Source organism: Caldisalinibacter kiritimatiensis (genome assembly GCF_000387765.1).
GTDB classification, from domain to species: domain Bacteria; phylum Bacillota; class Clostridia; order Tissierellales; family Caldisalinibacteraceae; genus Caldisalinibacter; species Caldisalinibacter kiritimatiensis.
Genome location: NZ_ARZA01000004.1, coordinates 1 through 13,675, shown reverse-complemented (window position 1 = coordinate 13,675; position 13,675 = coordinate 1). Strand labels below are relative to the sequence as shown.

General features: G+C 29.0%; 14 protein-coding genes. All 14 read left to right on the top strand.

The window, feature by feature from the left end:
- The first annotated feature begins 182 nt into the window (after window positions 1-182).
- The 14 genes from L21TH_RS00220 (at window position 183) to recO (ending at window position 13,603) form a co-directional block, all read left to right on the top strand.
- Window positions 183-1,478, top strand: a complete 1,296-nt coding sequence (locus L21TH_RS00220) for an NfeD family protein (RefSeq protein ID WP_006305397.1) — start codon at window positions 183-185, stop codon at window positions 1,476-1,478.
- 83 nt (window positions 1,479-1,561) lie between these two features.
- Complete coding sequence (gene floA / locus L21TH_RS00215) at window positions 1,562-2,554, top strand: flotillin-like protein FloA (protein ID WP_006305395.1); 993 nt, start codon at window positions 1,562-1,564, stop codon at window positions 2,552-2,554.
- 19 nt (window positions 2,555-2,573) lie between these two features.
- Window positions 2,574-3,083, top strand: a complete 510-nt coding sequence (locus tag L21TH_RS00210) for a hypothetical protein (RefSeq protein WP_006305393.1) — start codon at window positions 2,574-2,576, stop codon at window positions 3,081-3,083.
- 167 nt (window positions 3,084-3,250) lie between these two features.
- Window positions 3,251-3,529 carry a sporulation protein YqfC gene (gene yqfC, locus L21TH_RS00205; RefSeq protein WP_006305391.1) on the top strand — a complete coding sequence of 93 codons (279 nt, stop codon included), beginning with the start codon at window positions 3,251-3,253 and terminating at the stop codon, window positions 3,527-3,529.
- A gap of 11 nt (window positions 3,530-3,540) precedes the next feature.
- Window positions 3,541-4,740 carry a sporulation protein YqfD gene (yqfD, locus tag L21TH_RS00200; RefSeq protein ID WP_006305389.1) on the top strand — a complete coding sequence of 400 codons (1,200 nt, stop codon included), beginning with the start codon at window positions 3,541-3,543 and terminating at the stop codon, window positions 4,738-4,740.
- Between the two features lie 2 nt (window positions 4,741-4,742).
- Complete coding sequence (locus tag L21TH_RS00195; protein WP_006305384.1) at window positions 4,743-5,720, top strand: PhoH family protein; 978 nt, start codon at window positions 4,743-4,745, stop codon at window positions 5,718-5,720.
- A 27-nt stretch (window positions 5,721-5,747) separates the two neighbouring features.
- Window positions 5,748-7,856: an HD family phosphohydrolase gene (locus L21TH_RS00190; RefSeq protein WP_006305381.1), complete on the top strand. Its 2,109-nt coding sequence runs from the start codon at window positions 5,748-5,750 to the stop codon at window positions 7,854-7,856.
- Window positions 7,857-8,321, top strand: coding sequence for an rRNA maturation RNase YbeY (gene ybeY / locus L21TH_RS00185; protein WP_006305379.1), 465 nt, complete (start codon window positions 7,857-7,859; stop codon window positions 8,319-8,321).
- 111 nt (window positions 8,322-8,432) lie between these two features.
- Complete coding sequence (locus L21TH_RS00180) at window positions 8,433-9,131, top strand: diacylglycerol kinase (protein WP_006305377.1); 699 nt, start codon at window positions 8,433-8,435, stop codon at window positions 9,129-9,131.
- A gap of 14 nt (window positions 9,132-9,145) precedes the next feature.
- A complete protein-coding gene (locus L21TH_RS00175) occupies window positions 9,146-10,420 on the top strand; it encodes a hemolysin family protein (protein ID WP_006305375.1) in 1,275 nt (424 codons plus the stop codon).
- An 81-nt stretch (window positions 10,421-10,501) separates the two neighbouring features.
- Window positions 10,502-11,623: a DUF3048 domain-containing protein gene (locus L21TH_RS00170; protein WP_006305373.1), complete on the top strand. Its 1,122-nt coding sequence runs from the start codon at window positions 10,502-10,504 to the stop codon at window positions 11,621-11,623.
- Window positions 11,624-11,637: 14 nt separating this feature from the next.
- Complete coding sequence (gene era / locus L21TH_RS00165; protein ID WP_006305371.1) at window positions 11,638-12,525, top strand: GTPase Era; 888 nt, start codon at window positions 11,638-11,640, stop codon at window positions 12,523-12,525.
- Window positions 12,526-12,703: 178 nt separating this feature from the next.
- Window positions 12,704-12,841 carry a YqzL family protein gene (locus L21TH_RS13955; RefSeq protein ID WP_006305369.1) on the top strand — a complete coding sequence of 46 codons (138 nt, stop codon included), beginning with the start codon at window positions 12,704-12,706 and terminating at the stop codon, window positions 12,839-12,841.
- A gap of 18 nt (window positions 12,842-12,859) precedes the next feature.
- The gene (recO, locus tag L21TH_RS00160; protein WP_006305367.1) at window positions 12,860-13,603 is read left to right on the top strand and encodes a DNA repair protein RecO; all 744 of its coding nucleotides are present in this window, start codon (window positions 12,860-12,862) and stop codon (window positions 13,601-13,603) included.
- Window positions 13,604-13,675: the final 72 nt, after the last annotated feature.

Sequence of the window (13,675 nt, the reverse complement as noted above, 5' to 3'; positions counted from 1 at the left end):
CCTGAGTACGTATGTATTCAGGTCTTTTTTGATATATAAAGAATAAAATTAATAAAAGTATACTGTTACGGAAAAATTTAATATATAATAGATATATAAGTTAACAAAAATTATATTTTTATCCACAAAATTTAATTTTTCATAGTTTCCTATGGATTACAGTACAAGGAGGTGTAAGATCTTTGCTAAATAAAATAAGATATATATTTATATGTTTTAGTCTTCTTATTATTATGTTTTTAAGTATAACTATGGGCTTTGCACAGACTGGAAAAGATGTGTATGTTATACCTATAAAAGGAGATATTAATAAGGCTACATACCAATTTGTTGACAGTAAGATTGAAGAAGTATCAGAGTTAAATCCTGCAGCAATAATTTTTGAAATAGATACATATGGAGGACGTATAGATTATGCAAATGAAATAAAAGAATCAATTATGAAAATAGATTATCCTACAATAGCTTATGTAAATACTAAAGCAGAATCTGCTGGTGTGTTGGTTACAGTTGCTTGTGAAAAAATAGTAATGAGCCAAGGAGCAACAATTGGTTCTGCTGAAACAATACCTAATACTGAAAAGGCTATGTCATTATGGTTAAGTTGGTTAAGAGATACTTCAACTCGTAGAGGAAGGGACTCAGTGCTAGTTAGTTCGATGGCAGATAAAGATATAGAAATTGAAGGGGTTGTAGAAAAAGGAGAATTACTAAACCTAAATTCCAGGGAAGCAAATGAAATAGGATTTACAGACCTAGTTTCTAATAACTATAGAGAAATTTTAAACTACTTTGATATTGAATACGCTGAAATAGTTAAAGCAAAAACAGATTTAAGGACTAATGTTGCACGAATCTTAACTAATCCCTATATAAGTTCATTACTTCTATCAATTGGGTTTATAGGATTGCTTGTAGAAATATTTGCTCCTGGATTTGGAGCAGGAGGTACTTTGAGTTTAATCGCTTTTTCTTTATTTTTTGGAGGTAGTATTTTAGTTGGAAATTCTAGCTGGGGAGTATTGGTTATATTTGCAGCAGGAGTTGTTTTATTATTAATAGAAGCAGCTGCTCCAGGTTTTGGGATACCAGGCATAGGTGGATTAATATGTATTGGAGCAAGTATAATATTAGCAGCAGGGTCAGTACGTACTGGCATATTGTCAATTGCTGTTGCTTTAATATTAACTATATTAACAGCATATGTACTTATTAAACAGGGATATAAAAGTCCTTACTTAGATAGAATAATTTTAAGAACTAAACAGGAAAAAGAGATAGGGTATAGTGGTGTGAAGTTAACGAAAGAGTACATAGGTAAAGAGGGGATAGTTATTACTTTTCTAAGACCATCTGGCACAATAGAGATTGAAGGTGAAAGGGTAGATGCTGTTTCAGAGGGAAGTTTTATAGAAAAGGGAGCTAAAGTAAAAGTAATAAAAGTAGAAGGTCCTAAGATAGTAGTAAGAAAAATTTAATTTTTTAGCTAAAAATAATTATTATTCTAGAGAGTTTAATAATTATTTTTAAATAATACTTAACATAATGAGGAGGTATAAGTATGGCAGGTAGTTTTGTGCTTACAATTATTATTATAGTAGCAGTTATACTGTTTTTAAGTCTATTTTTTACATTTATTCCAGTAGGGCTGTGGATTACTGCATATTTTTCAGGAGTTAAAATTGGAATCTTTACATTAGTTGGTATGAGACTTAGGAGAGTAATTCCATCTAGAATTGTTAATCCATTAATTAAAGCTACAAAAGCTGGATTGAGTTTAGGAGTAGATAAATTAGAGGCTCATTATTTAGCTGGAGGCAATGTAAATACAGTAGTTGATGCTTTAATAGCAGCACAAAGAGCTAATATTTCACTTGAATTTGAGAGAGCTGCTGCAATTGATTTAGCAGGTAGAAATGTATTGGAAGCTGTACAGGTAAGTGTAAATCCAAAAGTTATTGAAACACCAAAGGTTGCTGCAGTTGCCAAAGATGGTATTGAAGTAATGGTAAAAGCAAGGGTTACTGTAAGAGCAAATATCGAAAGATTAGTTGGTGGAGCAGGTGAAGAAACAATTATTGCTAGGGTAGGTGAAGGTATCGTTACAACAGTAGGTAGTGCAGAGACTCACAAGGGAGTATTAGAAAATCCAGATATGATTTCTAAGACTGTATTAGAAAAAGGGTTAGATGCAGGGACGGCATTTGAAATACTATCAATAGACATAGCTGATGTTGATGTAGGAAGGAATATAGGAGCTAAGCTTCAAACAGACCAAGCTGAAGCGGATAAGAGAATAGCACAAGCTAAAGCAGAAGAAAGAAGAGCAATGGCAGTAGCTAAAGAACAGGAAATGAAGGCAGAAGTTCAGTCAATGAGAGCTAAAGTTATTGAGGCTGAAGCAGAAGTTCCTCTTGCACTTGCTAAAGCATTAAAAGAAGGTAATATTGGCGTTATGGATTACTACAATATGAAAAATATATTAGCTGATACAGATATGAGACAGGCGATTTCAGATTTAAATAAGACAGATAAAAACAATACAGACAAGTAACATTTAAGGATGTGTTAATATGGATGATATTTTACAGTCGTTATTTAAGTTTATAGTGCCTTTGATATTTATTATTATTGGAGCAAGCTCAAAAAATAAAAAGAAGAATATCGATACTAGAAACAAAAGACTAAAAAATGAAACAATAAATACAGTTTCTAAAGAGAATACAAAAAGCTCTTATGAATTTTATGAACCAGAGATTGAAAAGTACGATTATAAAACTGAATATAATGAAACCTATCAAAACAGAGATTATAATTATATCGAATCTGAAAATACTATTAATAATGAAAATGAAATATATAACGAGGAGTATATTCGAAAGGATAGCTTAAAAGATAATTATGAAAAAATAAAATCTGAAGATATAAAAAACATAGATAAAAACACAATTAATGAAAAGTATGAAGAAAATATAGTTAAAGACTATGAAATTAACGTAAATTTAAGTAGTAAAGAAGAAATAATAAAAGGGATTATAATGTCAGAGATATTGTCAAAACCCAAGAGCTTACGTAAAAGATAATATATGCCTTAAAGAGTAAAGATTTAAAAATCTTTGCTCTTTTTTATTTTTTGAAAGTGTTTAAGCCAAAAGCTAATAGCCAAAAATCAACTATGCTCGCTTTTTTATATAAATGTAATACCAATAATAGTGTAAGCATAAATTTAATATATGGAGGAGGGCTATCTGTGAATAAAAGAATGGAAGAAATTAAATCGAGTTTATCTGAAATTTTAGAGTTACCCAAAGATATAATGTTGGATTTGCCTAAGATTACTATGGTGGGTAATTTACAAGTTTATATAGAGAATCATAAAGGTATTATTGAGTATAGTAAAGAGAGAATTAGAATAAACACAAGAAGAGGGGTTATTAGAATTGTAGGAAAAAATATGTATATAAGGACAATCGTAACTGAAGAGATAATTGTGGTAGGTGAAATAGAAACAGTTGAATTTTTAGATTAGGAGTGGTGAATTTGCTAGTTATCAGAATATGGAATTATTTTCGAGGATATGTTATTATTAGAATTGAAGGATTAACACTTGAAAGATTTATTAACTTAGCTATTGCTAAAGGAATATATTTATGGGATATAGTAAGCTATGATTATACTACTCTAGAGGCCAAAGTTGGCATAAATGGATTTAAAGAATTAAGAGATGTGGTAAGAAGAGTTGGATGTAGAGTAACTATTAAAAAGAAAAAAGGCTTTCCCTTTACAGTTCAAAAAATGAAGTATAGAAAAATGTTAGCTTTTGGTTTTGTTATAGCATTAGGAATAATACTATTTTTAACTTCTTTTATATGGAGTATTGAAGTAAAAGGCAATGAATCTATAAAGAAAGAATATATTTTAAGCTATTTAGATGGTATGGATATAAGACCTTGGATTTCAAAGAAGGATATAAATACCATAGCTATTAAAAAGCAGATATTATATGATATAGATAATCTATCTTATGCCCATGCTGAGATTAAAGGTACTAAACTAATAATAGAAATAAAGGAAAAAGAAAATATTAAGAAAAAAGTATCAAAAGGTGAGCCTTGTAACATAGTGGCAACTAAAGACGCAGTGATTGAAAAAGTAATAGCTAAAAACGGAAAAGGAATTGTTTCTAAAGGAGATATAGTAAAACAAGGACAAGTGCTAATTACTGGTGTAATACAAGATGCAAGACTAGAAAAACCTTTATTGATACATTCTGAAGGAACCGTATTAGGAAGAACATGGTATGTAAAGACATTTAAAGAACCTATATATAAGACTATAAAAGAAGAAACAGGTAGAGTTCATAGGGCGAGGGAGATTAAATTATTAAATAATCAAATTCAATTAATGAATGGAGACATACCCTTTGATAATTATATAGAAGTAGAAAAGACTACAAGTATTATAGAGGATTCTAAATTGAATTTACCCATAAAAGTTATAATTCACGAATATAGAGAGGTATATGTTAGGAAAGTAAAACAGAACATTGATTCTTTAAAAAAAGCAATAGCAGTTAAAGGTGTACAAAAAATAATGAAGGAATTACCCAAGAATGCTAAAGTTGTATCAAAGAATGTAGAATATTTGATACAAGAAGATATTTTAACTGCTAAAATAAAGGTTGAAACTATTGAAGAAATAGGAGAAAAAATAAAAGTACAATACATTGAGGAGGAATAATATTGACAAAAGAAATACAAGAGAAAAAAATAGGAATTCGTGATAATGACTATACAAGAGAATTATTTGGGAATTTTGATGAAAATATAAAAATGATAGAGAAAGAATTTGAGGTTGATATTGTATCAAGAGAAGGTGAAATAAGAATATTAGGAAAAGAACCTAACATATCAATAGTTGAGAAACTAATTTATAAACTAATTGAAATAATTAAAAAAGAAGGTAAACTTACAAAGCAGGATGTAAGATATACAGTAAAGCTTGTTTATGAAGGACAAGAAAACAAGATTAAAGAATTACTTGATGATGTAGTTGTAATAACACATTCAGGAAAAACAATTAAACCTAAAACATTAGGACAAAAAAGATATATTAACACTATAAGAGAAAATGAAGTAGTATTTGGAATAGGACCAGCAGGTACAGGAAAGACATATCTTGCTATGGCTATGGCTGTAAATGCATTTAAGAATAAAGAAGTAGATAGAATTATATTAACAAGACCAGCGGTTGAAGCAGGAGAAAAGTTAGGTTTTTTACCTGGGGATTTACAGGATAAAGTCGACCCATACCTTAGACCGTTATATGACGCTTTGTTTGATATAATGGGACCTGATAAATATATGAAGTATATGGAAAAAGGGTTAATAGAAGTAGCTCCATTAGCTTATATGAGAGGAAGAACATTAGATTCTTCATTTGTAATACTAGATGAGGCACAAAATACAACGCCGGAACAAATGAAAATGTTTCTTACAAGACTGGGATTTGGTTCTAAAGCAATTATAACAGGTGACATTACACAAGTAGATCTACCAAATGGTAAGCGCTCAGGATTAAGACAAGTTACTGAAATACTAGAAGGCGTAAAGGGAGTAGGAGTAGTATATCTAGATAAACACGATGTAGTAAGACATCGCTTAGTGCAAAGAATAATAAAAGCATATGAAGCCTATGAAAAAAATAAAGCAGAGAAGTAAGTTTTTATATAATTTGGAGGGTAAATTATGATTTCTTTAGATAACAAAAAGGTGGACAGGCTACTAAATAATTCAATAATAAAATTTTTTAATAAGTTATTAGTTAAGCAAATATTTCTATTAATTTTTATTACTACTTTACTATTTTCAATTATCGTAGATAATGTAGCTCCAGAAAAACTGGATTTAAAGATTGGAGACATTGCAAAACAAGATATAATAGCTACTAAAGATATTGTAGATGAGAAAGAAACTGAAAAATTAAAGCAAGATGCTATGGAAAAAGTAGAGCCAAGGCATAAAATTGACCCTTCAGTACAAGTTAAGATAAAGAACGAGATAAAGAAATTCTTTGAAGCAATTTATGATGTACGCTCAAATAAGTCTTTAAGCGCTGAAGTTAAAATTGAAATAGTAAAACAACGAATTCCTGTAACTGTATCTAGTGTAAATATAATAACTGCTTTAAAAACTCCCGAAGAAGACTTAGAGGCATTGGAAAGTAATATTTACGATATTTTAGGACAAATAATGAGTACAGGTATTACTAAAGAAGAAATTGAATATGAAAAGGAAAATATTAAAGATATATTTGGTAACCTGGATACTTTGTCAGATGACTTGAAAAACTTAGGAGTCAGTTTAATAAATAATACAATAAAACCTAATAGATTTTTAGATACTGAAACAACACAGCAAAAGAAAAAAGAAGCAGCGTCTAAAGTGGAGCCAGTAGTTATAAAGAAAGGACAACTTATAGTAAGTAAAGGAGATAAAATAGATATAAGAAAATTAGAATTGTTAAGAAAATCTGGATTATTGAAAGAAGGTAAAGGATTAGATTATGGATTAACAATAGGTGTGTTATTATTAGTATTGCTATTAGAAGGAATAGTAGTTGCTTACTTGTATGTTTTTGATAAACATGTTTTAAATAGTTTTAAGAGCTTAGTTATATTAATTATAATTATATTATCAACGGTAGTAATTTCTGAAAACGTAAATAGTATATCAGGATATCCAGAGTATTTATTACCAGTATCTGCGGCAACTATGTTAATTGCTATTTTATTAGATGCGAAGTTAGCTATAATTGTTAATTTCATTTTATCTATAATTATTGGATTAGTTACTGTAAATGATGTTAATGTTATAGTTATGTATTTAGTTGGTGGAATAGTAGGTGCTATAGGAGTTCTTAAAACTCATCAAAGATACAATATTTTGTTAACAGGATTGCTTGTAAGTGCAATAAATATTATAACAATAGTAGCATTTGGATTAATAGGCAATTCAGATATCCATATTATAATTTCTAAATGTATATATGGTTTACTAAATGGTATTTTTTCTGCAATATTGACAATTGGTTCTTTACCACTGTGGGAAAGTGGATTTGGAATAGTTACTCCTTTAAAGTTATTAGAGCTTTCAAATCCTAATCATCCTTTAATGAAAAGACTACTTTTAGAAGCACCAGGAACATATCATCATAGCATTTTAGTTGCAAATTTAAGTGAATCTGCAGCTGAAGCTGTTGGAGGTAATGCATTAGTTGCTAGGGTAGGAGCTTATTATCATGATGTAGGTAAATTAAAAAGACCATATTTTTTCAAAGAAAACCAAATGAACGGAGAGAATCCTCATGATAAATTAAATCCTAGTTTAAGTACATTAATTATAACTAATCATGCAAAAGATGGTTTTGAAATTGCAAAAAAATATAGACTTCCTAATGTAATAAAGGATATAATAGAGCAGCATCATGGTGATACATTAGTTGCGTATTTCTATCATAAAGCAATTAATGGAGAAAACTCTGAAAATGTACAAGAAGATAACTTTAGATACCCAGGACCAAGACCACAATTTAAAGAAGCAGCTATAGTTATGCTTGCGGATTCAGTAGAAGCAGCTGTTAGGTCAATGCAAAATCCAACAAGAGGAAAAATTGAAGGATTGGTAAGACAAATCATAAAAGACAAATTAAACGATGGGCAATTAGACGAATGCGATTTAACCTTAAGGGACCTTGATACTATTGCAAATTCATTCTTAAACATATTGTTTGGAATATTTCATGAAAGGATAGAGTATCCTAAATTAGACCTTAAAGAGTTAAAAGGAGGAAAATAGATGGATGTACTAATCGATAATAGACAGGATAAAATAGATATTGAAGTAGATATAGAGGAAATTGTACAAAAGGTATGTAAGGAATGCTTAATCTATGAAAATAAATCTTTGAATTATGAAATAAGCATATCTTTTGTTGATAATAAAGAAATTAAACGTTTAAATGGTATATATAGAGGCAAAGATAAACCAACTGACGTTTTATCATTTCCTATGGAAGATGATGACGATACTAACAATTTTGAAGAAAAGATTTTGTTAGGAGATATAGTAATTTCAGCTGAAAAAGCAATGGAGCAATCAAAGGAGTATGGACATAGTTTTATAAGGGAGGTAGCATATTTAACAGCCCATAGTATGTTTCATTTAATGGGGTATGACCATATGACTGAGAAAGAAAAACAGATAATGCGACAGAAAGAAAAAGATATAATGAAAAAAATAAAGATTTTTAAGAACAATTAAAAAGCAAGGTAGTATTAATTAAATTATAATTTATATTGATAATAGGTTTATTGTTTTTTTTTACAATAAAAAGAACTAATCTTATATTAACAAGGCAAAAAGGAGTTAAATATGAAAGTAAGGAAGCTAATCGATAGTTTTAACTATGCTGTATCAGGAATAGTATATGCTTTAAAAACTCAAAGAAATATGAGGATACATTTTACTATAGCTTTTTTTACATTATTATTAAGCCTTTTTTTAAATTTAAACAGAACCGAGTTGATAGTTTTAGTACTTACTATCTCATTGGTGATAGTATCTGAAATGGTTAATACTTCAATAGAAAAAACTATTGATATGTATACTGAAAAATATCATCCATTAGCTGAAATTGCAAAAAATGTAGCTGCTGGAGCCGTTCTAATATCAGCAGTAAATGCAATTATAGTTGCATATCTGCTTTTTTTTGATAGATTAAATCCATATACTAGGGTAGTAATTATAAAGATAAAAAATTCCCCTATACATTTGACTTTTATAAGTATTTTATTAGTGATAATAATAACTATAGTTATTAAAACAAAAACAGCTATAGGAACACCATTAAAGGGTGGAATTATAAGTGGACATGCTGCAATAGCTTTTGTTGTTGCAACGACTATTACGTTTATCACAGAAAACACTTTAGTTTCTACTTTAAGTTTTTTTATAGCAGCGTTAGTGGGGCAAAGTAGAATAGAAGGTAAAATACATACCACTACACAAGTATTTGTAGGGGCAGTATTAGGAATACTTATTACTGTACTACTTTTTCAAGTTGCGGGCTAGCAGGAGGGATATTTTTGTCGTATTTTGAGTTATATATTAGAATTTTTATATTGTTTATATTTTTATTACTTTCAGCTGCTTTTTCAAGCTCAGAAACTGCCCTTACATCATTAACCGTTAGCAAAATAAGAAAAATAAGAGAATATAATGAAGAAGGGGCTAATTTATTAAGAAGAGCTAAGAAAAAGTTAAATATAATATTAACTACTATATTAATTGGAAATAACATTGTCAATATAGCAGCAACTGCTATTTTAACTGAATTAACGGTTACATTGTTTAAAGGAAGTAACTCAACATTAATAGCTACTGCTATTATGACTACTTTAATATTGATATTTGGTGAGATTACACCAAAATCTTTTGCAGCACAGAATCCTGCAAAGGTAGCTATAAAAAGTATAAAAATTCTTGAATTTTTATCAAAGATATTTTGGCCAATAATCTTTATTCTAAATAAAATTACAACATTTATTGTTAAGATTCTTGGAGGAAAAGTTGAGAGTAACCAATACTTTGTTACAGAAGAAGAAATAAGACTTATGGTAGACATAGGAGAAGAAGAAGGAGTTTTAGAACAACAAGAGCGAGAAATGATTGAAGGTGTATTTGAAATTGACGATATAGAAGTGACAGAGGTAATGGTACCAAGGATTGATATTATAGCTGTTTCTGAAGATGCAACACTCAATGAAGTATTAGATTTAATAATTACTTATGGACATTCTAGAATTCCAGTATTTAAAGATAGTATTGACAATATAGTGGGGATACTTTATGCTAAGGATACATTAACCGTTCTATCTAAAGATACATACAAAGAAGAAATAAGTATATCAAAGTTAATGAGACCAGCTTATTATGTGCCTGAGACCAAGAAAATTAATAAACTATTAAAGGAACTTCAACAGAATAAAATACATATGGCTATAGTTCTAGATGAATATGGAGGTACAGAAGGATTAGTAACAATAGAAGACATTTTAGAAGAAATAGTTGGAGATATTTTAGATGAATATGATAATGAAATAGATATGATTGAAAAGACCGATGACAGCTTATATTTAGTTAAAGCTGGAGTATCTTTAGAAGAGATAAATGAAATATTTAATACAGATTTACCAGAGGAGGATTTTGATTCATTAGGAGGATTTGTTTTTAGTACATTAGGAAGATTGCCTGTAAGAGGGGACATTGTTGAATATGACGATTTATGTATGACTGTAACAAAGGTACAGAATAGACGTATAAAACAAATCCAAATTAGTAAAATACGAAATGACCAATAGAACACTTATATTTAAGAGTGAAAATTCAAATAAAAGATATAAAAACATAACAGTGAAAATATGGCTTAAGGAGGAAGCAATATGAGAAGGATAAACCCGCTAATTATAACAGTACTTATCCTAAGTATTATGTTTAGTTTGATTGGTTGTAACAATAAAGCAACCGAAGGGGTAAATGAGATTGAAAGTGATAATGTAGAATATACTGAGCAAGAAGAAAAACAAAATAAAGATGGAGAAGAAGTTAATAATAAAGAAGAGAAGGAAGAAGATGATGAAAAACAAGAAATTGTAAAGGAAGAAAAAGGTATACCATCGCCTTTAAGTGGGACTTATGGACCAAAAGAAAAAGTTAATAGAAGACCAGTAGCAGTAATGTTTGATAATCATCCTAAGGCAAGATGGCAAGCTGGTTTGAGTCAGGCAGAAATAGTATATGAATTTCTAGTAGAATATCCTTATACAAGATATATGGGTATATTTTTATTAAATGACCCAGACCATATAGGGCCAATAAGAAGTACAAGACCATATTTTATAACGGCTTTACTAGAGTATGACCCAATTTATGTTAGAGTAGGGGGAAGTGAGGCTGCAAAGGCTGATGTTAGAAGACTAAAGATTGCAGATATTGATGGACTTTCTAGTTCATCTAAAGTATTCTGGAGATATTATAAAACTGGTAAAACAAGACCTAATAATATGTATTCGAGTTTAGAAGTTATAAGAGAAGAACAACGTAGAAGAGGATATAGATTAAAAGGAAACTATGAAGGATTTAAGTTTAATAAAGAGGATAAAAATATAGATGGTAACTCTGCAAATACTGTTATTATAAAATATAATAAAAGTAATACTACTAAATACGTTTATGATGAGGAAAAAAAGGTATATAAAAGATATAAGGATGGCAAACTTCATATTGATGAGTTGGATAAAACAGCTATAAAAGCAAAAAATATTATTATTCAAAGGGCAAAAACTGAGGTAATAGATAATGTAGGTAGACTATCAATTGATTTAGTTGGAAAAGGCAGAGGATATTATATAACAAATGGCAAGGCAATTAGAATTACATGGGAGAAAAGCTCAAGAAATGGAAAGACTAGATTCTATGATAGTTCAAATAAAGAGATAAAATTAAATTCAGGAGTTACGTGGATACAAGTAACTAAACTTAGTACAGATATAACAATTGAATAGGAGGAATAAAATTTATGAAATTTAAATCAGGATTTGCATCATTAATCGGGAGACCAAATGTTGGAAAATCTACTTTAATGAATAATATAATAGGTGAAAAAATAGCAATAATATCAAACAAACCTCAAACTACTAGAAACAAAATACAGTGCGTTTATACCGAAAATGATTTTCAAGTAGTATTTTTAGATACACCAGGATTACATAAACCTAAAAATAAACTAGGAGAATATATGGTAGATGTAGCGAAGAGTACTTTAGATGAAGTAGATATTATAATATGGCTAGTTGATGATAGTACACAAATTGGTCCAGGAGACAAATATATATATGAAGAGATAAAAAAACTTTCAACCCCAAAAATATTAGTAATTAATAAAATAGATAAAATGACAAAGGAAGAAATAGAAGAAGCAGTGCAAAATTATAGTGAATTAGGGGAGTTTGAAGATATAATACCTATTTCAGCTTTAAATGGAATTGGAGTAGAGAAACTTACTAATACAATAAAGAGGCTGCTTCCAGAAGGTCCAAAATATTTCCCTGATGATATGATTACAGACCAACCTGAGAGACTAATAATATCAGAAATAATAAGAGAGAAGGCTCTTCATTATTTAGAACAAGAAGTTCCTCATGGTGTTGCAGTAGATATTGACTTAATAAAAAAGAGAGAAGGTAAGGAGATAGTAGATATAAATGCAACTATTTACTGTGAAAAGGAATCTCATAAAGGTATTATAATAGGAAAAGAAGGAAGAAAATTAAAAGGAATAGGTAAAAGTGCAAGGATTGATATAGAAAGATTATTAGGAAGTAAAGTGTTTTTGGATTTATGGGTTAAAGTAAAGAAAGATTGGAGAGAAAAGGAAAGTGCATTAAGATATTTCAGTTATAAATAAATTAGTTCTTCTTAAGTATAAACTTTATCAAGTATAAACTTTATCGTTAAAGATATAATATATTTAGGAAACACATTTTATCCTTTAATTTATTTACTACAATAGCACATTTTGACTAGTATAAAAGCTGCTAAGTGTACAAATTAATAAACATATAACCACAATAGGAGGGACATATATGTTGTTAAGGGATGAAATGTGGAAAATATTCGAAGCATCAGGAAATATAAATGCTTACCTTTATTATAAAGAAAGTGGTAAATATGATAAAAAAGAACGTGTAGCCAAAAAGGAGAAAGTACTTCAGGGTATATAAGAGCCTAGAGGTGAAGAAATGTTAGCTAACATACAAGGGATAGTATTGAGACAAACTAAGTATAAAGATTCAGATAAAATACTTACAATATTTACAAGAGAAAATGGGAAAATACAAGCAATAGCTAAGGGTGCTAGAAAACCAAGAAGTTCTTTGATTGCAAGCACCCAAGTTTTTTGTTATAGCAATTTTATTATGTATAAAGGAAAGAGTATGTATAATATAAACCAAGGTGAAGTTATAAATTCATTTTATTCTTTAAGAGAGGATTTGCAGAAACTTGGATATGCAACATATTTAATGGAACTGACAGATTTTGCTTTAGCTGAAGAAGAGCCAAACGAAAGATTATTTGGATTATTGATAAAAACATTAAAGTTATTATCAAAATTACCTAAGAATTATGAAAAACTTATACGTGCTTTTGAAATTAAATATATAAGTTTTATTGGCTATAGACCTTATATAGATAGATGTGTATTTTGTAATGATGCTCCAGTGGGGAAATTAAAGTTTAGTATAACAGATGGTGGAGTTATATGTGAAAAGTGCTCACACAAAGTAAAATTTGCAGAAAATATAGATTCATCTACACTTAATGCTATGAGACTTTTATTGTATAGTGAGCTTGATAAATTAGATGATTTAGAAATTGATAAAAAAACAATGCAAAGAATACAGGAGATTTTGATAAAATATATACTAGAACATATTGATAAGAGAAATTTTAGGTCATTAGATTTTCTAAGAGCAATTGAATAAAAAAATAAAAGGTTTAGATAGTTGCAAAATACAAAATTAAACTTATCCACAGAAAATTAGTAAAAAAAATAG